Here is a 22,307-nt window from a genome sequence, read left to right as displayed (position 1 = left end):
TCAGGCGTTCAGCAGCGCGATGAAGATCAGCGCCAGGATCGACAGACCGGCAACCCAGGTCGCCAGCCGGATGAAGCCGTGAAAGGTCTTGCGCTGTTCGGTGATATCCATGCTGCCATGCTCGTGTTCGGCCATGCCTGTCCTCCGCGTGTTTGCCTGCCCCTGCGATAGCCGATACCGGCCGCCCTGTCACGCCCCCCAAAGCACCGCGCCGTCGCGTTCGTCCACCGGGCGGATGCGGCCCGTGATGTGCAGCCGGTTGATATGGGCCACCGCCTCGACCAGCGCCAGTCCGAACTCCATCGTCGTGATCCGGCGCCTGAACAGGATGTCGAAACAGCCGACCGCGCTGCGCGGCCCCCGGGCCAGCGCCTCCTCGATCCGGGCCAGCGCGTGATGGTGGTTGTCGGCCAGTTGCCGCAGCCGCTCGGGCAGGCCGGTGAAGGGCAGCTTGTGGCCCGGCAGCACCAGATGCCGCGCCTCGGCCAGTTCCGACAGGCGCGCGCAGCTGGCCAGCCAGTCGCCCACCGGATCGGCGTCGGGCTCGGTCGGATAGACGCCCAGATTGGGCGAGATCGAGGGCAGCAGCTGGTCGCCCCCGATCACCAGATCGTCGTCCAGCGACCAGAAGGTCGCATGGCGCGGCGCATGCCCGTCGCCCATCGCCACCAGCCAGCGGCGTCCGCCGAACCGCACCTGCTGCGCCTCGCGCAGCCGGGTGTAGCCGGGCGGCAGTTCGTGGACCACATCGGCGCTGTTCCAGGGCCGCTCGGCCGCGCGCGTGGCCAGCATGTCGGCCGGCATACCGGCCCGGCGCCAGAACGCGACCTGCTGCGGCGTCGGGCGATCCTGCACGTCCAGCCGCAGCATCCGCGCCGTCAGCCATGCCGTGCGGCTCATGGCCAGCTCCGCCCCGTCGGTCGCCATGAACCAGCCGGCCAGCCCGATATGGTCGGGATGATGATGCGTGCCGATCACCCGCCGGACGGGCAGACCCTGCAACGGCCCCTCGCGCAGCCTTTGCCAGATGGCGCGGGCGCGGCGGGTGTCGAACCCGGTATCGACCACGGTCCAGCCATCCGCCTCGCGCAGCGCATACACATTCACATGATCCAGCGCCATCGGCAGCGGCAGGCGCAGCCACAGCACGCCCTCGGCCAGTTCGACCGCCTCGCCCTCGGCGGGCGGAGTCTCGAACGGGCAGGCGATCACGCGCCGATCCGCCCGAACAGCGCGTCGTCGCTGACCGCCACCAGATCGTCCAGCCCGGCCCGCGCCTCGGCCAGATCGGCGGCATATCGCGGCAGAACCCGGCCCACGAACACCCGCGCCAGCGCCAGATGCGACCCGCCGCCTTTCTGCGCCGCGCGCAGATGGAAATGCGCGCCAAGAACCCGCGCGAACGCCATCAGATAGGGCACCGCCCCCGCGAAACGCTGCGGCAGATCGCGCTCCAGCAGGTCCTGCGTCGCCTCGCGCAGCGTCTCGGCGGCCTGCCAGACCTCGTTGGCCAGGTCGGGATGATCGGCCTGCGCGGCCTTGGCGTCGTCCAGAACCTCGTCCAGCAGCCGCATCGCCGCCTCGCCGCCATCGGCCAGCTTGCGCCCGACCAGATCCATCGCCTGAATCCCGTTCGTCCCCTCATAGATCGGGGTGATGCGGACATCGCGCAGATACTGGGCCGCGCCCGTCTCCTCGACATAACCCATCCCGCCATGCACCTGCACGCCGGTATCGGCGACGCGGCAGCCGACATCGGTGCCATAGGCCTTGGCGATGGGCGTCAGGAACGCGGCGCGGGCAGCGTGATGGGCTTGCCCGGTCGCGCGCTCCAGGTCGATGGCGGCGGCGCAGGCCAGCCCGATGGCGCGGGCGGCAAAGATCTCGGCCCGCGCGGTGGCCAGCATCCGGCGCACATCCGGATGGCGGATGATCGGCCCCATCTGGTCGCGCTCCTGCGCATAGGCGACCGCCTGCTGCAACGCCGCCTCGGCCACGCCGACGCCCTGCATGCCGACCCCCAGACGCGCGCAGTTCATCATCGTGAACATCGCGGCCATGCCGCCATGTTCGCGCCCGATCAGCCAGCCGGTTGCGCCCTCATAGCTCATGACGCAGGTCGGGCTGCCGTGGATGCCCATCTTTTCCTCAAGGCTGACCACCTTCAGGCTGTTGGCCACGCCGGGTCTGCCGTCCCCGTCGGGGATGAATTTCGGCACCAGGAACAGGCTGATCCCGCGCGTGCCCTTTGCCCCGTCGGGCAGCCGCGCCAGCACCGCGTGGCAGACATTCTCGGTCACGTCGCTGTCGCCCCAGGTGATATAGATCTTCTGCCCGGTGATGGCATAGCTGCCGTCGTCGTTGCGCTCGGCGCGGGTGGTCAGCGCGCCGACGTCGCTGCCCGCGCCCGGTTCGGTCAGGTTCATCGTGCCCGACCATTCGCCGCTGGTCAGCCGGGGCAGATACAGCGCCTTCATCTCGTCGCTTGCATGATGTTCCAGCGCCTCGATCTGGCCCTGTGTCAGCAGCGGGTTCAGTTGCAGCGACAGGCACGCCCCCGACATCATGTCCGCCACCGCCATGTTCAGCGCCTGCGGCAGGCCCATCCCGCCATGTTCGGGATCGGCCGACAGCCCGATCCAGCCGCCCTCGGCGATGGCGCGGAACCCCTGGGCAAAGCCGGGCGAGGATCGCACCTTGCCGTTTTCCAGCCGCGCCGGCGTCTCGTCGCCGCTGCGGTTCAGCGGCGCCAGCACGTTGCCGGCCAGCTTGCCCGCCTCGGTCAGGATCGCCGACGCGGTCTCGGGCGTCGCCTCGGCGAACCGGTCGCTGGCGGCAACCTCGGGGAACGGCACGACATGGTTCAGGATGAACTGGATCTGTTCGACCGGCGCCACATAACTCATCTCTGGTGTTCCTTCCTCGATGCGCCTTGGCAAGACGGCGCGGGGCTTCTATCAGGCTGATCGCACCGTATCGTGGATACGTCGCACACAGCCGCATCTTAGATACGTCGCACACAGCCTCAACCCGAACCCCGCGTCACGAATGCAGACCGAACGACTGACCGCCGACCGCCCCGGCCTGACCCGCGCCGCCGCATTGCTGGCGGCGGGCGAATGCGTGGCGATCCCGACCGAAACCGTCTACGGGCTGGCGGCGGATGCGCGCGACGGGCGGGCGGTCGCGCGGATCTATGCCGCCAAGGACCGCCCGGCCTTCAACCCGCTGATCGTGCATGTCGCCGACCTTGACGCCGCCCGCCGGATCGCCGCCTTCGATGACGCGGCGCTGATGCTGGCCAGCGCGTTCTGGCCCGGTGCGCTGACGCTGGTGCTGCCGCTGCGGCCCGAGGCCGGGATCGCGCCGCTGGTCGGCGCGGGACTGCCCACCATCGGCCTGCGCGTCCCCGCCCACGCTGCGGCGCAGGCGCTGCTGCGCCGCTTCGGCGGGCCGCTGGCCGCACCCTCGGCCAATGCCTCGGGCCGCATCAGCCCGACCTGCGCCGATCACGTGCTGGACCCGGATGGCGGGCTTGCGGGACGGATCGCGGCGGTGCTGGACGCCGGCCCCTGCCCGGTCGGCGTCGAATCGACCATCATCGGCTGGCCCGGCGGACGCGCCACGCTCTTGCGCCCCGGCGGCATCCCGGCCGAGGCGATCGAGGCCGCGCTGGACGCCCCCCTGGCCCGCCTTGCCACCGACGCCGAAACCCCGACCGCACCCGGCCAGTTGTCCAGCCACTACGCCCCGAACGCGCCGCTGCGCCTGAACGCCGCCGCACCGCGCCCCGACGAAACCTTCATCGCCTTCGGCACACCCGGCCCGCTCAGCCTGTCGCCCAGCGGCGATCTGGTGCAGGCCGCGGCCAACCTGTTCGACACGCTGCGCCGCGCCGACCGGCAGGGCCGCCCCATCGCCGTCGCCCCGATCCCCGATCGCGGCCTCGGACGCGCCATCAACGACCGCCTGCGCCGCGCCGCCGCCCCCCGCGACTGACGCAAGCGACTGACGCCCGTCCTCGCCCTCTTTCTCAAATACCTCGGGGGTCCGGGGGCAGCGCCCCCGGCCGTCGCGGGACGCAATCGCACCTACAGGCCCAGCGAGCCATAGACGTTCGACACGCGCCGGATCGCCACCACATAGGCCGCGGTGCGCAGATCCTCGACCCGGCTGTTGGCCATCCACACTTCGCGCATCTTGCCGAACGCCTCGCGCATCGTGTCGTCCAGACCCGACCGCACCAGGTCCAGCTCGTCCGCGCCGTGCAGGAACGCCTCCTTGAAACCCTTTGCCAGCTCGAAATTCGTGCCCGTATCGGCCGAGATCCGCTCAAGCTCCTCGATCAGCATCCGCGCCCGCGCCTCCTCGTGGCGACGCTCCATCCGGCCCAGGCTGATCTGCGACAGGTTCTTCACCCATTCGAAATAGGACACGGTGACGCCGCCGGCATTGGCATACATGTCGGGCACGATCACCACGCCGCGATTGCGCAGGATCTCGTCGGCGTCCGCCGTCACCGGGCCGTTCGCCGCCTCGACGATCAGCTTGCACGCGATCCGGTCGGCGTTGCCGGCATGGATCACGCTTTCCACCGCGGCCGGGATCAGGATGTCGCACGGCTCTTCCAGCTTCGCCATCCCCTCCTCGTGATAATCGCCGCCCGAGAACCCGCGCACCCCGCCGGTCGAGATGATGTGCCCGCGCAGCGCATCGACATTGATGCCCTGCGGGTTGGTGATCGCGCCGTCGCGTTCGATCACGCAGGAGATCAGCGCCTGATCCTCGGACGACAGGAAATGCGCCGCGTGATAGCCGACATTGCCCAGCCCCTGCACGATCACCCGCTTGCCGGCCAGCGTGCCCTCCAGCCCGGCCCTTTTCAGCACGTCGGGATGGCGGAACACCTCGCGCAGCGCGTATTGCACGCCGCGCCCGGTCGCCTCGACCCGGCCGTCGATCCCGCCGGCGGTGCGCGGCTTGCCGGTCACGCAGGCCTTGGCATTGATGTCGTCGGGATGCAGCCGCTTATAGGCGTCGGCCATCCACGCCATCTCGCGCTCGCCCGTGCCCATGTCGGGCGCCGGCACGTTCTGGCTGGGCGAGATCAGGTTGCGGCGCGACAATTCATAGGTAAAGCGCCGCGTCACCCGTTCCAGCTCGTCCTCGTTCCAGGCGCGCGGGTCGATGCGCAGCCCGCCCTTGGAGCCGCCGAACGGCACCTCGACCAGCGCGCATTTATAGGTCATCAGCGCCGCCAGCGCCTCGACCTCGTCCTGGTTGACGTCCAGCGAATACCGGATGCCGCCCTTGACCGGCTCCATGTGCTCCGAATGGACCGAGCGATAGCCGGTGAAGGTATGGATCTGCCCGCGCAGACGCACGCCGAACCGCACGGTATAGGTCGAATTGCAGACCCGGATCTTTTCCTCCAGCCCCGGCGGCAGATCCATCAGGCTCGCCGCATGGGTGAACATCCGCTCGACCGAGCCCCGGAATGACTGTTCTTGTCTGGACATTTCTGCCTCCTCGCCTGACGCCGCGTTGATTCGCCGCTCCCTCGGGGAAGGCTAGGGCATGACCGGACCAGATTCCACGCCGCAGGCGCAGCACGGCGGGCGCAGCGCGCGCGTCCGCGCGTCGCCCCCCGGTTCCGCCTGCGGCAAAGAACCGCCCATGGGCAGGCGGACACGCGCCAAAGCCGCGCGATCCGTCTCGATTCGCGCTTTTGTCCGCTCTATATTGATCGGGCATTTTGCAAGGAATTCATTATGACACCCACACCCACCGGGCGGACCGGCCGCAAATGGGACCAGGCATTGCGCGGCGCCAGGGACATCTTTTTCCGCGACGGATATTCCGGGGCCAGCGTCGATGACATCGCCCGCGCAGCCGGCGTGTCCAAGGCGACACTTTATACCTATTTCCCCGAAAAATCAACGATGTATCATGAGGTTGTCCGAAACGAACTGGACAGGCTGGCGCAGACCGCGCCCATCGACATCGACCCCGGCCTGTCCGCGCGCCAGGCCCTGCCGCTGATCGGCCGGCAGATCGCCTGCTGGCTCAGCCAGCCCCCGGTCGCGTCCCTGCACCGCATCACCCTGGCCGAGGCGCTGCGCTTTCCCGAACTGGTCGCGTCCTGGCGCGAGATTCGCGACCGGCTGCTGCACGATCCGGTCCGGCGGCATCTTGAACGCTGGTCGGCGCAGGGCGAACTCGACATCCCCGACGCCGCGCTGGCCGCCGAACAGCTGATCGCACTGTCCGCGACGGTGGTGCAGGACGGCGCGATCTTCGGCATGGCGGCCCGCACCCGCACTACCGGCACCCGCGCGCCTGGCCCCGACGATCCCGCCATCGCCCGGATCGGCGACAGCGCGGCGCGGCTGTTCCTGATCGCGCATCGCCCCCGTAACGGCGATTGCAGCCTGTCCACCGCCTCCGCCTGATCCGGGCGCGGGGTCGTCTGCCGCCTCAGCGATTCTTGATGGCCGTCCATGCCGCCGCCGGGTTCTCAACCGGCGGCTGACGATCTATAAATGCGGCAGTCAAAAGACCGCTTAGCAAAAAGCCGCCAGAGGGACGCCGACACCATGATCCAGATGAAACTGTTACCGTTTGCCGCGATCGCCGCCGCCGTTGCGGGCTGCGCCCCGGCGCCGGCCCCGATGCCCGCGCCCGTGCCCGCCGTGGCGCAACCGGCCCCGCCCCCGCCCGCCGAGGGGATCGCCGGGCTTCAGGAACGCGAACCCGATCTGTGCCATGCGGGCGACTATACCGCCAGCCTGGGCCAGCCGGGCAGCGTGATCCCGTCTTTGGGCATCACCCGCGATTACCGGGTGGTCGAATATCGCGGGATCGAGCCGCAGGAATACGACCCGCTGCGGATCGTCTTCCGTCTCGATGCCTCGGGCAATATCTACAACATCGATTGCGGGTGATCCGATGCGCACCGGTTTCTGGATGCTTGGCCTGATTTCCGCCGCGGCTCTTGCGGGGTGCGAACCGCTGCCCCCGGCCACCACGCCCGACCCGCCCGCCGATGAATGCGGGGCGGCAGGCTATCAGGGGCTGATCGGGCAGCCGCGCGACGTGCTGTCGCAGATGACCTTTCCCATCGGCACCCGCGTGATCGGCCCCGACGACGCCGTGACCGCCGATTTCCGGCCCGACCGGCTGAACATCGAATATGGCCGCACCGGGCGGATCGACAAGATCGCCTGCTACTGACCCGCGCGCCGCGCGCCTGCCCGCGCGACGCGCCCTTGGGGGCGGCCGGTCCCCGACCCGCCGCCCTTTGCCATTGCTTTGCACCGCCCCCGGTGCCACGATCCGGACATGACGAACACCTTCCCGCCCCTCCGCGCCGATCCCGACAGGGTCGTGTTCGACCGGCAAGAGCTGGGGGTGATCCTGTCCGTCTATGGCCGTTTCGTCGCCGCCGGGGAATGGCGCGACTATGCGATGTCGTTCCTGCGCGACGTGGCCGTGTTCAGCGTGTTCCGGCGCGCGACCGAACACCCGCTGTACCGGATCGAGAAACGCCCCCGCCTGCGCGACGCGCAAGGGGTCTATGCGGTGATCGCCATGGATGGCCGCGTCCTCAAGCGCGGCCACGATCTGCGACAGGTGCTGAAGGTTCTGGAACGCAAGCTGATCCGCGCCATCGACTGATCGCCGGCGCACGGCTGACCCCCGCCAACGGCTGACCCGGGCCGAAGGCTGACCCGCACCAACCGCTGAGTTCCAACATTGCCTGACCCCTGCCAACGGCTGACTCGGACCAAAGGCTGACCGCGCCGACGGCTGATTCCCGGCATCGCCTGACCCCCGCCATCGACTATTCCGCCACCGGCTGACCCCCGCCCAAAGCCTGCGCCCCGGCATTGCCCGGACCGCGCAATCGACCATTCTGCCAGCGGCTGACCGCGCCAACGGCCGAGTCCGGCATCGAGCGGCCCCGCACTCGACGATCCCGCCACCGGCCGATCCCCGTCCTGTCCGCCCAGCCGTTGCGCCGAACCGCTGTCCGGCGTCCGCAAGCTGTGCACATCCTGTGCATGTCCGGTGCCGCCCCGGTGGACGCGCCGTGCGCCCCGATCCCCTGCATTTGCTGGCCCTGACCACCCCGCTTCGTCGCGCGGCACCGCCGGCAACGCGCGCAGCCGTTGCCTCACGTCCCGCGCGGTTTGGCGCGCGTGGTCGGCGCGGCCTGCGTCGGGTCTTCGGGCCATGGATGGCGGGGGTAACGGCCGCGCATCTCCTTTCGGACCTCGGCATAGGAATTGGCCCAGAACCCCGGCAGATCGGTCGTCACCTGCACCGGCTTTCCCCCCGGCGACAACAGGCTGATCCGCAGCGGCCGCCCGGCCACTTTCGGATGCTGCGTGACGCCGAAAACCTCCTGCAATTTCAGCTCGATGGACGGCGTCTCGTGGCTATAGTCGATGGCCACCCTGCGCCCCAGGGGGGTCACGAAATGCGCCGGCACCTCGGCCGCCAGGCGCTGCTGCCCCTCCCAGCCGATCCGCGCCTTCAGCGGCTCGACCAGGTCCAGCGCCCGCAGATCGGCCAGCGTCCGCGCCTGCCCCAGCCACGGCAGCAGCCATTGGCCATCCTCCAGCAGGCTGGCCTCATCGACCGGCCCCAGCCCCTCGACCAGCGCGATCCGCGCCCGCAGCCGCGCCGCCGCGCGAGTCCACGGCAACCCGTCCTGCCGCAACCCCTCGAACGCCGCCCGCGCCACCGCCTCCTCGCTCGCCCCGGCCCAGTTCCGGTCCGACAGAACCAGCGCCCCCAGCCGCTCTTGCAGGCGGGTCAGCACCCGCCCCTCGCGCCGCGACCATTCGCAGATCGCGACCTCGTGGATGCGCGCGCCATACAGATCGCGCAGGGTCTGCTCGTCCAGCGCGGCGGCCATCCGCACCCGCGCCTCGCGCCCGTCGCCGTCCAGATCGACCGCGACGATCAATCGCTGCCCGGCCAGCGGATCGCCCGCATCCAGCACCGCACCCTTGCCGCCCGACAGCACGAATCGCGGCGCATCGCCCCTGCGCCGCAACCCGATCCGGTCAGGATAGGCCAGCGCCGCCATCGCGCCATGCCCGGCGGGACCCTCCGCCGAACCGTCGCCCGTCGCCAACCGGCGCAGCCGCCGCGCATCGTCCCGCAGCCGGAAAAGCCCTGCGCGATCAGCCTGATAGGGATGCCGGGCGGCAAAGCCCTGCGGATCGCGGATCGCGGCCAGCCGCAGCGACAGATCGGCCGGCGCCCCCCGCAGCGGATCGCGCGCCGACAGCAGCGCCGCCAGATCGGCCGCCGGCGCCCCCGCCAGCGTCAGCATATGCGCCAGCCGCGGATGCAGCGGCAGCCGCACCAGCGCGCGTCCGTGACCGGTGATCCGCCCCGCCGTATCCAGCGCGCCAAGCTGGACCAGCAGCGCCCGCGCCTCGGCCAGCGCCGCGTCGGGCGGTGGCGTCAGGAACGCCAGATTGTCCGGCGCGGCACCCCATGCCGCCAGTTCCAGCGCCAGCCCCGCCAGATCGGCGGCCACGATCTCGGGCGGGGCAAAGGCGGGCAACGCGCCCTCTTCGGCGCGCGCCCACATGCGGTAACAGACCCCCGGCGCGACCCGGCCCGCACGGCCCCGCCGCTGATCGGCCTCGGCCCGGCTGACCCGTTCAGTGACCAGCCGCGACATGCCGCTGCCCGGATCGAACCGCGCCCGCCGCGCCCGTCCCGCATCGACGACCACCCGCACCGCCGGAATCGTCAGCGAGGTTTCGGCAATCGCCGTGGCCAGCACGATGCGCCGCTGCACGCCGGGCACGGACAGCGCCGCCCGCTGCGCCCCGGCGTCCAGCGCGCCATACAGCGGCAGCACCTCGCAACCCGTGTCGCGCAAAAGCGCCATGACCCGCCGTATCTCGCCCTCGCCGGGCAGGAAGGCCAGGATCGTGCCGCCGGTGTCGCGGGTCTCGGCCTCGGCCTGCACGATCAGCCGCGCGGCCTCGGGCACCAGCCGCGCGCCGGCGGGCAAGGGCCGGTCCAGCCAGCGTGTCTCGACCGGGAATACCCGCCCCTCGGACCGGATCACCGGCGCGTCGTCCAGCAGCGTGGCCACGGGTTCGGCCTCCAGCGTGGCCGACATCACCAGGATCGCCAGATCCTCGCGCAGCGCGCCGCGCGCCTCCCACACCAGGGCAAGTCCCAGATCGGCGTTCAGGCTGCGTTCGTGAAACTCGTCAAAGATCACGCAGCCGATGCGCGCCAGCGACGGATCGGACTGGATCATCCGGGTCAGGATGCCCTCGGTCACGACCTCGATCCGGCTGCCGGCCACGGATTCGCCCCGGATGCGAAAGCCGACGCGCCCGCCCACCGCCTCGTCCAGACCGGCGGCCAGACGTTCGGCTGCGGCCCGCGCGGCCAGCCGGCGCGGCTCCAGCATCAGCATCCGGCCCGGCACCAGGTCCAGCAGGGCCAGCGGCACCCGCGTCGTCTTGCCCGCCCCCGGCGGGGCGACCAGAACCGCCCGGCCATGCGCGGCCAGCGCCTCGCGCAGCGCGGGCAGGGCATCGTCGATGGGCAAGCGGTCGGTCATGGGCCAGCTTATGCCAAAGCGCCCGGTCGCGCGAAAGTCCCGCCCGGCCTATGAAATTCCGGGCGCGGTCCCTATCTTCGGGGCAACCGGAACGACAGGGCGGGCAGAATGGGAATCGGCAAAAGGGTGATCGCGGGGCTGGGCCTTGGCGATCCGGTGATCCGACTGGGCGTCACGGGGCTGTCGCGGGCCGGCAAGACCGTCTTCATCACCTCGCTGGTGGCCAATCTGATGGATCGCGGCCGCATGCACGCGCTGCGCGCCGCCGCCGATGGCAGCCTCAAGGCGGCGTGGCTGCAACCGCAGCCCGACGATACCGTCCCGCGCTTCGATTTCGAACGCCATCTGGCGGCGCTGACCGGCCCCGACCCGCACTGGCCCGACAGCACCCGCCATGTCAGCCAGCTGCGCCTGTCCCTGCGGATCGAGGGGCGGGGCCTGTTTTCCGGCCTGACCGGGCCGCGCACGATCCATCTGGACATCGTCGATTATCCCGGCGAATGGCTGCTGGACCTGCGGCTGATGGAACGCGATTTCGGCGCCTGGTCGGACGAGGTCCTGACGCGGATCGAGGGGCGCCCCGGCGCCGACGCCTATACCGCCGCGCTGCGCGGCCTCGATGCCTCGCGGTTCGACGAACCGGTGGCGCAGCGACTGGCCGAAACCTATACCGCCCATCTTCAGGCCGCGCGCGAGGCGGGGTTTTCCGACTGCACCCCCGGCAGGTTCCTGATCCCGGGCGAGATGGCCGGCTCGCCCGCGCTGACATTCGCGCCGCTGCCGGCGGATCTGCGCGACGGCCGGCTGGCGCGCGAATTCCGCCGCCGCTTCGACGCCTACAAGTCGCGCGTGGTCAAGCCCTTCTTCCGCGACCATTTCGCCCGCATCGACCGGCAGGTGGTGCTGGTCGATGTGCTGGGCGCGATCCATCAGGGCCCGCGCGCGGTCGAGGACATGCGCCGCGCCATGGCCGACATCCTGACCGCGTTCCGCCCCGGCCGCGCCGGCTGGCTGGCGCAGATCCTGGGAACGCGGCGGGTCGAACGCATCCTGTTCGCCGCCACCAAGGCCGACCACCTGCATCACATCCAGCACAACCGCCTGACCGCGATCCTGTCGGCGATGCTGCGCGAGGCCCGCGACCGCGCCGATTTCAGCGGCGCGCGGACCGAGGCGATGGCCATCGCCGCCCTGCGCGCCACGACCGAGGACGTGATCGCCCAGGACGGCGAGGACCTGCCCGCCGTGCGCGGCCGGCTGATGGACGGGCGGCAGGCGGCGTTCTATCCCGGCGAACTGCCCGCCGATCCCGCCGCGCTGCTGCATCCCGCCCGCGCCGGGTCCGAGACATGGCTGGACGGCGATTACGCGATCATGAACTTTGCCCCCGCCGCCAGCACCACCCGCCCCGGCGACGGCCCGCCCCATATCCGGCTGGACCGCGCCGCCGAATTCCTGATCGGAGACCGGCTGTGACAGACGATCCGAACCGCAGGCGCGGCCCCGTGCTGATCGAGCTGGATTCGGCCGAGAAACCCGCGCAAGACCCCGGCCCGCGCCACCAGCCGCGCCACGAATCGCGCCAGGACGGCCCCAGCCCCGCCGACGCCCCGCCCATCGACGAGGCGCCGCGCGCCCTGCCGCGCCCGCGCACGATGGAGATGGTCAGCCGTCTGGTCGGCCGCCGGCCCTCGCGGCTGACGCGGCTGTTCATCAATTCGGGCGTGGCGCTGTTCACCTTTCTGCTGTCGATCGCGGCGCTGGATTTCATCGATTCGCTGCTGCGCAGCTATCCGGTGCTGGGCTGGATCGGCATCGCGCTGTTTGCGCTGTTCACGCTGGCCGCGCTTGGCATGGCGTGGCGCGAATACCGGGCCTGGGCGCGATTTGCCATGATCGACGCGATCCAGCGACAGGCCGGCGCCGCGCTGGCCGATGACAGCATGGATGAGGCGCGCCACGTCACCGACCAGCTTCTGTCGCTGTATCGCAACCGGCCCGAGATGGAGTGGCACCGCGCCCGCCTGTCCGAGACGCGCGGCGACGCGGTGGACGCCGCCACGCTGCTGGCGATGGCGGAAACCGAATTGCTGGCCGGTCTGGACCAGCAGGCACGGCGCGAGATCGAGGCCGCATCGCGCACCGTGGCCGCGGCGACGGCGCTGATTCCGCTGGCGCTGGCCGATGTCGCGGCGGCGCTGGCGGCCAATCTGCGGATGATCCGGCGGATGGCGGAAATCTATGGCGGCCGGGCCGGCGCGGTCGGCGGCTGGCGGCTGGCGCGCACCGTCATGGCGCATCTGGTCGCCACCGGCGCGGTCGCGGCGGGCGACGATCTGATCCAGACGGTCGCGGGCGGCGGCGTCATGGCCAAGCTGTCGCGCCGCTTCGGCGAGGGGGTGGTGAACGGCGCCCTGACCGCCCGCGTCGGCATCGCCGCGATGGAAGTCTGCCGCCCGCTCCCCTTCATCTCGCAACCCCGGCCCAAGGTCGGAAACCTGCTGACGCGCGGGCTGAAGGGGCTGTTCGGGGGGGACGACGAAGCGCGCTGATCCGGTGGGCGGGCGAGGGGGTTTGAGGAGGTCTGGAGGTCTGCTTGGGGGCCACAGGGACGGCTGCTGCGTCGCTCGCGAACGGCGGATTCGACGGATACTTCCTGCGACTGCCGCATGGGGTTCTAATCAGATCAATACCCGCGCCTGCTGACGTTTCGGATGCTACGACCAGCCCATGTGAAACGGCGGCACCGCTTCATTCGGCCGTCCCAGTGAAGTGCAGTCATTGCGACGCGCGTCGGATCGCATCCGGCAGCTCCCTTAGTTTCGCGACCATCTTGCCCTTAAGCGGTACGAACCCCCGCATCATGTCGAACATCCGTCCATCAACGCGAATGAGGTCCACGTCCGGATGGTAGGCGAGATGACACAGGTCCATCACCTCTGACGGCGATGGATCGCGCTCCATACGGAAAAGCGCCTCACAATAGGCGCGGATGTAATCGAACCGGGGACCGCTCGCATGAGACCATGACGAGCGAGGCACGCGCCGGGCCTCGCGCTCGAACGCGGCATGCTCCCTCCGAGCGCGTTCCGCCTCATCGGAGGCGTCGCCGTAGGTCTGCACCGCGTGGGAGATGGCGGCCTCATGGATGAGGCGCATCCCTCCGTCCCGCGCGCGCTTGAGCCGGATGCCGGCCACGAGCGCGTCGATCTTCGCGCGCGTCTCCGCGAGGCTTTCGTCCATGATCTGGCGCATTGGGTTCTGTCCGCGTCGAACGGAAGCGACGGCGGCGCAGTAATGCCGTGGGTCGGTTACGAAGCGCATGAACTTCGCATGGAACGCCCGTCGCCCACGTGGCGGATCGCGAACGAGGGCGCAGAACTCCGCCTTCGTCATGCCGATCATCGCAAACTCTGGCGGCAGATCGAACATCGTGTTCTCCATGAGTCGCGCGAGCGTCTTCGGATTCGCGATCAGCCGCCGCTGCTGACGAGATAGCGGCTCCTGATCCTGAAATGCGTCTCCAACCATGCGCTTGATGGATTTAGCGTCGACCAGCGCCTTTATGTTTTCCAAGCTGAATGCCGGTGCCCATATCCCATTGTTTGGGAACGCGGCCCCGTTTAGGACGTCGCCCACATGGGGGAACGCGGCGGCGCCTGTAAGTGCATGAATCACCTCGCCGCAATGGCGCTGGTAGTCTTCGAAGCCCTCGCTGTCGGGATTTAGCACCTCGGCGACGTGGAAGAGAGATACCCCGAACTCGGCCACGCCATTAAGCCGGAGGCTAACGAGTTCTCTGAATAGCGCCGCCTCAGTCTCGGAAAGGGGCCGCTTCGAGAGGGAGATGAAATCCTGGGCATCGAGATAGACTCGTATCTGTTGGCGCTCTGTCATCGGGTAGTCCCATACGGCTATACTCTAATGAAGCAGACCTTCGAGCAAGTCGCCGCGAAAGTCCGTCCCGTCCGCCTTCCGCCCCTCGAACAGCCCATCCCCCGCCGCTACGCCACCACCTCACTCTCCGCCCGCAGACGGCGCGCTGTCGGCGGGCAACTCGGACGTCGCGCCGTCCGGCTCCGGTGCCGGGGCCTCTTCGGCCTCGATCAGCCGGTTGTCCTCCCACTCGCCCGCCGCGACCTGGCCGGTGGCATAGCGCATCACGCCCTGGCCCTGCCGCTTGCCGGCCTCGAACCGGCCCTCATAGCGGTCGCCGTTGGCATAGGTCGCCACGCCCTCTCCGTCGATCTCGCCCGCCTTCCAGCCGCCTTCATAGACGAACCCGTCGGGCGTGGTCAGCTTGCCCCTGCCCTCGCGCAGGCCGTTGGCGAAACTGCCGGTATAGACGGTGCCGTCGGGATAGGTCGCCTGCCCCTCGCCGTGCCGCTGCCCGTCCTGCCACGCGCCGGTATAGACATAGCCGTCGGGATAGGACATGCGCCCCTGCCCGTCATTGCGCGCGTTCCTGAAGCTGCCTTCATAGACCATGCCGTTGGCATAGACGGCCTTGCCCTCGCCCTCGATCACGCCGGCCGCCCACTGCCCTTCGTAGGTAGAGCCGTCGGGATAGGTGATCTTGCCGGTGCCGTGCGGCCGGTCGTCCTTCATCTGGCCCTGATAGACCGATCCGTCGGGATAGGTGATCCGGCCCTGACCCTCCATCCGCCCCTCGACCCAGTCGCCGGTATAGACGTAGCCGTCGGTGCCGGTGAAGGTGCCGGTGCCGTGGCGGCGGTCGGCGCGGAACTGGCCGTCATAGACATCGCCACTGGCATAGGTGGCGACGCCCTGCCCCTCGCGCTTGCCGCCCCGCATCTGGCCCTCGTACCGGTCGCCCGACGCCTGCACCAGAACCCCGGTGCCCGACATCTGGCCGGCCGACCAGATCCCGTCATAGGTCATCCCGTCGGCCATGGTCAGCTTGCCGCGCCCGGCGCGCTGCCCGGCCAGCATCCCGCCTTCATAGACCGCGCCGTCGGGATAGGTGATCTTGCCCTGCCCCTCTTTCACGCCGGCGTTCCAGTCGCCCTCATAGCGATAGCCGTTGGGCTGGGTCAGCACGCCCCGGCCCTGATGCAGCCCCTTGACGAACTGCCCGGTATAGATGCTGCCATTGGCATATTCCGCCACGCCCTCGCCGGTGATCTCGCCGGCGATCCAGTCGCCTTCATAGGTGCCGCCGTCGGCATAGGTGATCCGGCCCTTGCCATCGGGCTTGCCCTTGGCGAAATGGCCGACATAGACCGACCCGTTCGGAAACGTCGCGGTGCCCTGGCCCAGGATCTCGCCCTCGACCCAGTCTCCTTCATAGCGATAGCCGTTGGGCAGCGTATAGATGCCCTGCCCGTGCTGGCGGCCGTTGCGGAACGTGCCTTCATAGACGCCGCCATCGTCATACTGCTTGGTGACGACCTGCGCATCCGCCGCAGCCGTCGAAGCCATCAGCGCCAGCACCGCCACACCTGCACGAATTGCTGCGTTCATCGACCACCCCTTCGCCTTCTGCCCATGGTCTAGCGCAGCCGGCAGCCCTGCGCAAAGCCCGACTTTTCCTTTCCCGCGCCTTCCCCTATCACGGAGACGCGATACCAGGGGGCCCCGCGCATGACCGACCGCTTTCGCCTGACCATAGGCCAGTTGAACGCCACCGTGGGCGATCTGGCCGGAAACGCCCGGATCGCGCGCAAGGCATGGGCCGAGGCGCGCGAGGCCGGCGCCGACATGCTGGCCCTGCCCGAGATGTTCATCACCGGCTATCAGACCCAGGATCTGGTGCTGAAACCGGCCTTCACCGAACAGGCCATCGCGGCGCTGACGGGGCTGGCGCAGGATTGCGCCGACGGGCCGGCCCTCGGCATCGGCGGGCCGTGGCGCGAGGGGGACGGGCTTTACAACGCCTATCACGTCTTCAGGGGCGGCAAGCCGGTCGCCCGCGTGCTGAAACACCGCCTGCCCTACAAGCAATTGTTCGACGAGTTGCGGCTGTTCGACAGCGGCCCGATCAGCGGCCCCTATCCGATCGGCCCGGTCCGCATCGGCAGCCCGATCTGCGAGGACGCGTGGTATCCCGACGTGGCCGAAACGCTGGAGGAAACCGGGGCGCAGATCCTGATCGTGCCCAATGGCAGCCCCTATCACCGCGACAAGCTGGACCTGCGCATGGGCCACATGGTCGGCCGCGTGGTCGAGACAGGCCTGCCGCTGGTCTATGTGAACATGGTCGGCGGGCAGGACGACCAGATCTATGACGGCGCCAGCTTCGTGCTGAACCCCGGCGGGCGAAAGGTCGTGCAACTGCCGCCCTTCGCCGAGACGCTGGCCCATGTCGATTTCACCCGCACCGATCACGGCTGGCGGGCCGAACCCGGGCCGATGGCGCCGCAACCCGATGCGTGGGAACAGGATTATCACGCGATGATGCTGGGCCTGCGCGACTATCTGCGCAAATCCGGTTTCCGCAAGGTCGTGCTGGGCATGTCGGGCGGAATCGATTCGGCGCTGGTCGCGACCATCGCCTCCGACGCGATCGGACCCGACAATGTGCGCTGCGTCATGCTGCCATCGGAATACACCTCGCAGGCCAGCCTCGATGACGCGGCCGACTGCGCCCGGCGTCTGGGAGCGCGGCTCGATACGGTGCAGATCGAACCCGCCCGCGCCGCCGTCGCCCAGGCGCTGGCGCATCTGATGCAGGGCACGGACCCGGACACGACCGAGGAAAACATCCAGTCCCGCCTGCGCGGCGTGATGCTGATGGCGATCTCGAACAAGTTCGACGAGATGCTGCTGACCACCGGCAACAAATCCGAAATCGCAGTGGGCTATGCCACGATCTATGGCGACATGGCCGGCGGCTATAACCCGATCAAGGATCTCTACAAGACCCGCGTGTTCGAAACCTGCCGCTGGCGCAACGAAAACCACCGCGACTGGATGATGGGCGCCCGGGCGCAGGTGATCCCGCCGCGGATCATCTCCAAACCCCCCTCGGCCGAGCTGCGCCCCGATCAGACGGATCAGGATTCGCTGCCCCCCTACGAGGTGCTGGACGCGATCCTTGAAGGGCTGATCGAACGCGATCTGGGCCGCGCCGATCTGGTCGCGCAGGGCTTTGACGCCGCCACAGTGCAGCAGGTCGAACGGCTGCTGTTTGTCAGCGAATGGAAACGGTATCAGGCCGCGCCCGGCCCGCGCATCACCACCAGGGCCTTCTGGCTGGACCGCCGCTATCCGCTGGTCAATCGCTGGCGCGACCAGGGCTGAGGCGGGATCGCGAAGGAAAAAAGGGGGGCGCTGCCCCCCGTCCCGTTCCGGGACTCCCCCCGGGATATTTGCGCGCCAAAGACAGGGCGAGGGGCGCACACACCCCGCACCGGCGCTCGTCCGGTGGGGGTGTGGCGTCTTCGGCGGCGGTCATCGGCGTCCCCGCCTGTACCGCAAGACCCAGCCTTACGCGGCAAGGATGAAGACCGGGTTAACGGGGCCGTCTTTGGCGGGAAAAATATCCTGCGGGGGTCCGGGGGTGCAAAACCCCCGGTCTCGACATCAGATGCAACGCCCGCCATCGACCTCCATCGCGATGCCGGTGATCATCGACGCCTCGTCCGAGGCCAGAAAACAGGCGGCATTGCCCATGTCCTCGGGCGTGGAGAACCGACCCAGGGGGATCGTGGCCAAAAATTTCGCCCGCATCTCTGGCGTATCCTCGCCCATGAAGCTTTTCAGCAGCGGCGTTTCGCCCGCCACCGGGTTGAGCGCGTTCACGCGGATGCCGAACGGCGCCAGTTCCACCGCCATCGCGCGGGTGGCGGTGATCACCCAGCCCTTCGAGGCGTTGTACCAGTTCAGCCGCGGCCGGGGCGAGACGCCGGCGGTCGAGGCCACGTTCACGATCGACCCGCGCCCGGCCCGCTTCATCGCCGGCACGATCTCGCGCGCGATCAGGTAGACCGACTTGCAGTTCACGGCCAGAACCCGGTCGAAATCGGCCTCGGAAATCTCTTCCATCGGCGCGGGCAGATGGGTGACGCCGGCATTGTTCACCATCACGTCGATCCGCCCGAACGCCTCGACCGTCTGCGCCACCATTGCGCGCACGCTGGCGCCGCTGGCGACATCGGCGTGGATCGCGCGGCCGCCGATCTCGTCGGCGATCTCGCGCGCCCGCGGCTCGTCGATATCGGCCACCACCACGCTGGCGCCCTCGGCCGCGAATTTGCGCGCGATGCCCGCGCCAAAGCCGCTGCCGCCGCCGGTCACGATCGCCACCTTGTCCTGAAGCCTCATCCCCGTCCTCCTTCATCTGCGCCCATGATCGCCAGACCGGCGGCGACCGCAAGCCGCTTTACCGCCGGGCCGGCTCGGACTAGCGTCGCGATCATGCTGCGCTATCTCATCCGCCGGACGATCTCGATGGGGCTGAGCCTTCTGGTCGCCTCGGCGCTGATCTTTTCCATTGTCGAACTGGTGCCGGGCGATCCGGCCAGCTTCATGCTGGGCACCGGCGCCCAGCCCGAAACGGTCGCCGCGCTGCGTCAGCAGATGGGCCTGGATCAGCCCCTGCCGCTGCGCTACGCGGCGTGGATGGGCGCGCTGCTGCAGGGCGATTTCGGCGACAGCTTCACCTACAAGACACCGATTGCGGCGATGATCCTGGACCGGATGCAGGTGTCGCTGCCGCTGGCGCTGATGGCGCTGATGCTGGCGGCCTGCATCGCCTTTCCGGTCGGCATCTACGCCGCCGCGCGCCGCGGCCGGGCGGGCGATGCCATCGTCACCGGCGGCACGCAGCTGGGCATCGCGCTGCCAAATTTCTGGTTCGCCATGCTTCTGGTGCTGCTGTTCGCGGTCAAGCTGCGCTGGCTGCCCGCCGGCGGCTTTGCGGGCTGGGGCCAGCCGCTGGCGGCGCTGCGCTCGCTGATCCTGCCGGCCATCGCGCTGGCCCTGCCGCAGGCTGCGATCCTGGCGCGGGTGCTGCGATCCGCGCTGATCGAGACGCAGGGCCAGGACTATGTCCGCACCGCCCGCGCCAAGGGGCTGAGCGAGGGCCAGACGCTGCGCCGCCACGCGCTGCGCAACGCGCTGATCCCGGTGCTGACGATCATGGGGATGCAGTTTTCCTTTCTGCTGGCCGGCGCGATCATCATCGAGAACGTGTTCTATCTGCCCGGGCTGGGCCGGCTGATCTTTCAGGCGATCAGCCAGCGCGACCTGATCGTGGTGCAATCGGCGGTGCTGGTGCTGGTCGCGGCGGTGATCGCGGTGACCTTCCTGGTCGATCTGGCCTATGCGGTCGTGGACCCAAGGCTGCGCGCAAGATGAGATGGGGCATGACCCTGGGCGCGGGGCTGGCGGGGCTGGCATTGCTGGCGGCGGTGGTGTCGTTCTTCTGGACGCCGCACGACATCGGCCAGCTTGCCATCGCCGACAAGCTGCAGCCGCCCTCGGCCGTTCATCCGTTCGGCACCGATCATTTCGGCCGCGACATCCTGTCGATGGTGATGCTGGGCGCGCGCGTGTCCATCGCCGTGGCGCTGGTCGCGGTGGGCATCGGCGCGGGCGTCGGCGTGCCCCTCGGCCTGCTGGCGGCGGCCCATCGCGGCGGCTGGCTGGACGATCTGGTGATGCGCGCCAACGACCTGATCTTCGCCTTCCCCAGCCTGGTCATCGCCATCCTCATCACCGCGGTGTTCGGCCCCTCGGCCGTCAACGCGATCATCGCCATCGGCATCTTCAACATCCCCGTCTTCGCCCGCGTCACGCGCGGCGGCGCGCTGCCGATCTGGACGCTGGACTATATCCGCGCGGCCGAGGTGGCGGGCAAGGGCGCGACCCGGATCAGCGTCCAGCACATCCTGCCCAACATCGCCAATCTGCTGATCGTGCAGGGCACCATCCAGTTCAGCCTGGGCATCCTGGCCGAGGCGGCGCTGTCCTATGTCGGGCTGGGCGCGCAGCCGCCGACGCCAAGCTGGGGCCGGATGCTGGCCGAGGCGCAGACCATGGTGACGCTGGCCCCGCATGTGGCGATCATCCCCGGTCTTTGCATCGTGCTGACGGTGCTGGGCGTCAACTTGCTGGGCGACGGGCTGCGCGACGCGCTGGACCCAAGGCTGAAGGTGATGCAGTGATCCAGACCCGCGATCTGACGGTGACGATCCGCGAGGCGACGGTGCTGCGCGGCGTCGATCTGCGGCTGGTTCCGGGCACGATCACCGGGCTGGTGGGCGAAAGCGGATCGGGCAAATCCATGACCGCGCTGGCCATCATCGGGCTGCTGCCGCGGCGGGCGCGGGCCACGGGCCAGGTGCTGCTGGACGGCCGCAACCTGCTGAAGACGCCGGAAAAAAAGATGTGCTCCATTCGCGGGCGGCGCATCGGAATGATTTTCCAGGAACCGATGACCGCGCTCAACCCGCTGATGACCATCGGCGATCAGGTGGCCGAGGTGCTGCGCATCCATCACGGGCTGGACCGCCCCGCCGCCCGCGCCCGCGCGCGCCAGAAACTGGAGCGTGTCGGCCTGCCGCAGCCGCGCTTTCCGCTGACGCTGTATCCGCACGAACTGTCCGGCGGCCAGCGTCAGCGCGTGGCCATCGCGCTGGCCATCGCGGAACGGCCCGACCTGCTGATTGCGGACGAACCCACCACCGCGCTGGACGTGACCACGCAGGCCCAGATCCTCGACCTGCTGGCCGGGCTGGTCCGCGACGAGGGCATGGCGCTGTTGCTGATCACCCACGATCTGGCCGTGGTGGCCGGTCTGGCGGATCGGGTCGCGGTGATGAAATCGGGCGAGATCGTCGAGGAAGGACCGACCGAGACCCTGTTCCGCACCCAGTCCCACCCCTATACACGGCAGCTTTTCGCGGCCTCGCGCCACGCGCCTGCCCGCCGTCTGCGGACGTCGGATGCGCCGCTGCTGCAGATCCGCGACGCGGTGCGCGAATACCGCCTGCCCGGCGGCGGCGCGCTGCGCGCGGTCGATGGCGTCAGCCTGACCATCGCACGCGGCGAAAGCGTGGGTCTGGTGGGCGAATCGGGCTGCGGGAAATCGACGTTGACCCGCGCGGTGCTGGGTCTGGATACGTTGCAGGGCGGCCAGATCCTGCTGGACGGGCGGCAGATCACCGCCGGCCATCACATGCCGCCTTCCCTGCGCGCGAAGATGCAGGTCGTCTTTCAGGACCCGTTCGGCAGCTTCGATCCGCGCTGGCGCGTGCGCCGCCTGGTGGCCGAGCCGTTCCACCTGACCGGCCGCCCGCGCGACTGGCAGGACCGCGTCTGCGCCGCGCTGGAAGAGGTGGGGCTGAACGCCGCCGATGCCGACCGGTATATCCACGAATTTTCCGGCGGCCAGCGTCAGCGCATCGCCATCGCCCGCGCCCTGATCATCCGCCCCGACCTGATCGTGCTGGACGAGGCGGTCAGCGCGCTGGATGTCCGCGTCCGCGCGCAGGTGCTGGATCTGCTGGCCGGGCTGCGCGACCGCAACGGCCTGTGCTATTTGTTCATCAGCCACGACCTGTCGGTGGTGCGCGGCATCACCGACCGGGTTCTGGTGATGAAACAGGGCCGCATCGTCGAGGACGGATCGGCCGAACAGGTGATCGACGCCCCCCGCGACGCCTATACCCGCCGACTCGTCGCCGCCATGCCCCGCATCCCCGAGGCATGGGTGGCGCGGGCTTGACCTTTTCTG

General features: G+C 69.4%; 19 protein-coding genes. 11 read left to right on the top strand and 8 right to left on the bottom strand.

The annotated features are described in order from the left end of the window. From JHW45_RS03105 to JHW45_RS03095, 3 genes are read right to left on the bottom strand one after another with little or no spacing between them, the layout of a single operon-like run. On the bottom strand, window positions 1-135 hold the full coding sequence (locus JHW45_RS03105; protein ID WP_272859505.1) for an aa3-type cytochrome c oxidase subunit IV: 135 nt from the start codon (window positions 133-135) through the stop codon (window positions 1-3). Window positions 136-189: 54 nt separating this feature from the next. Next, window positions 190-1,212, bottom strand: a complete 1,023-nt coding sequence (locus JHW45_RS03100; RefSeq protein WP_419181826.1) for an MBL fold metallo-hydrolase — start codon at window positions 1,210-1,212, stop codon at window positions 190-192. Next, window positions 1,209-2,906: an acyl-CoA dehydrogenase gene (locus tag JHW45_RS03095; RefSeq protein WP_272859504.1), complete on the bottom strand. Its 1,698-nt coding sequence runs from the start codon at window positions 2,904-2,906 to the stop codon at window positions 1,209-1,211. The genes JHW45_RS03100 and JHW45_RS03095 overlap by 4 nt, the downstream gene beginning before the upstream one ends. Window positions 2,907-3,048: 142 nt before the next feature. Between JHW45_RS03095 and JHW45_RS03090 the strand changes: the two genes are divergently transcribed. After that, a complete protein-coding gene (locus JHW45_RS03090; protein WP_272859503.1) occupies window positions 3,049-3,999 on the top strand; it encodes an L-threonylcarbamoyladenylate synthase in 951 nt (316 codons plus the stop codon). A gap of 92 nt (window positions 4,000-4,091) precedes the next feature. Here JHW45_RS03090 and JHW45_RS03085 read toward each other — a convergent pair whose 3' ends face one another. Further along, window positions 4,092-5,519, bottom strand: coding sequence for a Glu/Leu/Phe/Val family dehydrogenase (locus JHW45_RS03085; protein ID WP_272859502.1), 1,428 nt, complete (start codon window positions 5,517-5,519; stop codon window positions 4,092-4,094). Between the two features lie 252 nt (window positions 5,520-5,771). Between JHW45_RS03085 and JHW45_RS03080 the strand changes: the two genes are divergently transcribed. The 4 genes from JHW45_RS03080 (at window position 5,772) to JHW45_RS03065 (ending at window position 7,677) form a co-directional block, all read left to right on the top strand. Next, window positions 5,772-6,452 (top strand): TetR/AcrR family transcriptional regulator, encoded by a 681-nt coding sequence (locus JHW45_RS03080; protein WP_272859501.1) that lies wholly within the window; start codon window positions 5,772-5,774, stop codon window positions 6,450-6,452. Between the two features lie 153 nt (window positions 6,453-6,605). Further along, window positions 6,606-6,944, top strand: a complete 339-nt coding sequence (locus tag JHW45_RS03075; RefSeq protein WP_272859500.1) for a hypothetical protein — start codon at window positions 6,606-6,608, stop codon at window positions 6,942-6,944. A 4-nt stretch (window positions 6,945-6,948) separates the two neighbouring features. Continuing rightward, a complete protein-coding gene (locus JHW45_RS03070; RefSeq protein WP_272859499.1) occupies window positions 6,949-7,233 on the top strand; it encodes an I78 family peptidase inhibitor in 285 nt (94 codons plus the stop codon). 108 nt (window positions 7,234-7,341) lie between these two features. Beyond that, entirely contained in the window at window positions 7,342-7,677 is a 336-nt protein-coding gene (locus JHW45_RS03065) for a DUF2794 domain-containing protein (protein ID WP_272859498.1), read from the top strand. Window positions 7,678-8,176: 499 nt separating this feature from the next. Here the strand turns inward: JHW45_RS03065 and hrpB are convergent, their stop codons facing one another. Further along, the gene (gene hrpB / locus JHW45_RS03060) at window positions 8,177-10,606 is read right to left on the bottom strand and encodes an ATP-dependent helicase HrpB (protein WP_272859497.1); all 2,430 of its coding nucleotides are present in this window, start codon (window positions 10,604-10,606) and stop codon (window positions 8,177-8,179) included. A 108-nt stretch (window positions 10,607-10,714) separates the two neighbouring features. Here hrpB and JHW45_RS03055 point away from each other — a divergent pair, with 108 nt between their 5' ends. Together JHW45_RS03055 and JHW45_RS03050 are read left to right on the top strand one after the other, a co-directional pair. Beyond that, window positions 10,715-12,082, top strand: coding sequence for a YcjX family GTP-binding protein (locus JHW45_RS03055; protein WP_272859496.1), 1,368 nt, complete (start codon window positions 10,715-10,717; stop codon window positions 12,080-12,082). After that, window positions 12,079-13,158 (top strand): YcjF family protein, encoded by a 1,080-nt coding sequence (locus tag JHW45_RS03050; protein WP_272859495.1) that lies wholly within the window; start codon window positions 12,079-12,081, stop codon window positions 13,156-13,158. The genes JHW45_RS03055 and JHW45_RS03050 overlap by 4 nt, the downstream gene beginning before the upstream one ends. 226 nt (window positions 13,159-13,384) lie before the next feature. Here JHW45_RS03050 and JHW45_RS03045 read toward each other — a convergent pair whose 3' ends face one another. Both JHW45_RS03045 and JHW45_RS03040 read right to left on the bottom strand, forming a co-directional pair. Next, a complete protein-coding gene (locus JHW45_RS03045) occupies window positions 13,385-14,503 on the bottom strand; it encodes a hypothetical protein (protein ID WP_272859494.1) in 1,119 nt (372 codons plus the stop codon). Between the two features lie 120 nt (window positions 14,504-14,623). After that, entirely contained in the window at window positions 14,624-16,090 is a 1,467-nt protein-coding gene (locus JHW45_RS03040; RefSeq protein ID WP_272859493.1) for an MORN repeat-containing protein, read from the bottom strand. Window positions 16,091-16,210: 120 nt separating this feature from the next. On the opposite strand from JHW45_RS03040, the gene JHW45_RS03035 reads away from it, so the two are divergent. Beyond that, entirely contained in the window at window positions 16,211-17,869 is a 1,659-nt protein-coding gene (locus JHW45_RS03035) for an NAD+ synthase (RefSeq protein ID WP_272859492.1), read from the top strand. A 282-nt stretch (window positions 17,870-18,151) separates the two neighbouring features. On the opposite strand, the gene JHW45_RS03030 is transcribed toward JHW45_RS03035, so the two are convergent. Next, a complete protein-coding gene (locus JHW45_RS03030; RefSeq protein WP_272859491.1) occupies window positions 18,152-18,892 on the bottom strand; it encodes a glucose 1-dehydrogenase in 741 nt (246 codons plus the stop codon). 93 nt (window positions 18,893-18,985) lie between these two features. Here JHW45_RS03030 and JHW45_RS03025 point away from each other — a divergent pair, with 93 nt between their 5' ends. Genes JHW45_RS03025 through JHW45_RS03015 form a run of 3 tightly spaced genes read left to right on the top strand, consistent with a single transcriptional unit; the run spans window position 18,986 to window position 22,298 of the window. Continuing rightward, window positions 18,986-19,927, top strand: a complete 942-nt coding sequence (locus tag JHW45_RS03025) for an ABC transporter permease (protein ID WP_272859490.1) — start codon at window positions 18,986-18,988, stop codon at window positions 19,925-19,927. An 8-nt stretch (window positions 19,928-19,935) separates the two neighbouring features. Next, window positions 19,936-20,736, top strand: a complete 801-nt coding sequence (locus JHW45_RS03020) for an ABC transporter permease (RefSeq protein WP_419181825.1) — start codon at window positions 19,936-19,938, stop codon at window positions 20,734-20,736. Further along, window positions 20,733-22,298 (top strand): ABC transporter ATP-binding protein, encoded by a 1,566-nt coding sequence (locus JHW45_RS03015; protein ID WP_272859488.1) that lies wholly within the window; start codon window positions 20,733-20,735, stop codon window positions 22,296-22,298. The genes JHW45_RS03020 and JHW45_RS03015 overlap by 4 nt, the downstream gene beginning before the upstream one ends. Window positions 22,299-22,307: the final 9 nt, after the last annotated feature.

It is taken from the genome of Paracoccus stylophorae (assembly GCF_028553765.1).
GTDB classification, from domain to species: domain Bacteria; phylum Pseudomonadota; class Alphaproteobacteria; order Rhodobacterales; family Rhodobacteraceae; genus Paracoccus; species Paracoccus stylophorae.
Note: the sequence above shows the minus strand (reverse complement) of the source record. Positions and strands in the feature narration are given on the sequence as shown.